The organism is Photorhabdus sp. RW14-46 (assembly GCF_963887965.1).
Lineage (GTDB): Bacteria > Pseudomonadota > Gammaproteobacteria > Enterobacterales > Enterobacteriaceae > Photorhabdus > Photorhabdus laumondii.
Genome location: NZ_CAWPHH010000115.1, coordinates 1 through 696 on the forward strand (window position 1 = coordinate 1; position 696 = coordinate 696).

Sequence of the window (696 nt, forward strand, 5' to 3'; positions counted from 1 at the left end):
ATCAGGCCCGCCAGATGTGGATGGTGGTGGCCGAGATAGCGCGGGCCGGACGGGGAAGAACCGGACGCCGCGCTCATCGCTCCGCTTCACCGCAGCGTTGTTGCCGGCTGACTGCGCTACGGTTTGGGGTGTTATTCGCCCTTGGCGGGATTTCGCTCACCGCACAGGCGGCGATTGTGGCCGACGGACAGGCCACGGGACGTCAGCAGCCAACCATTATTCGCAGCGCCAACGGCACGCCGCAGGTCAATATCCAGACGCCGGGCGCCGACGGCGTTTCCCACAATACCTATCGCCAGTTTGATGTGGATAAACAGGGAGTTATCCTCAATAACAGCCATCAGGCCACCCAGACGCAACTCGGCGGCATGGTGGCCGGCAATCCGTGGTTAGCCAAAGGGGACGCCAGCGTTATTCTTAACGAGGTCAACAGCCATGATCCCAGTCGTCTCAATGGCTGGATTGAAGTGGCCGGGCATAAGGCCGAGGTGATTATTGCCAACCCGGCGGGCATCACCTGTAACGGTTGCGGGTTCATTAACTCACATCGCACCACGCTCACTACCGGGCAAGCCCTGATGGAGCGAGGCCGGCTGAAAGGGTTTGATGTCAATCAGGGGGAAGTGCGGATTGACGGGCACGGCATGGACAGCACACAGCAAAGTTACACCGATATTATCGCCCGTTCCGTGGCGA

At 60.2% G+C, this 696-nt stretch carries 1 protein-coding gene; it reads left to right on the plus strand.

The window, feature by feature from the left end:
• Positions 1–14: 14 nt before the first annotated feature.
• Positions 15–696, plus strand: a 682-nt coding sequence (locus tag AACQ38_RS23795; RefSeq protein WP_445260645.1) for a filamentous hemagglutinin N-terminal domain-containing protein, incomplete at its 3' end; no start/stop codon positions are given.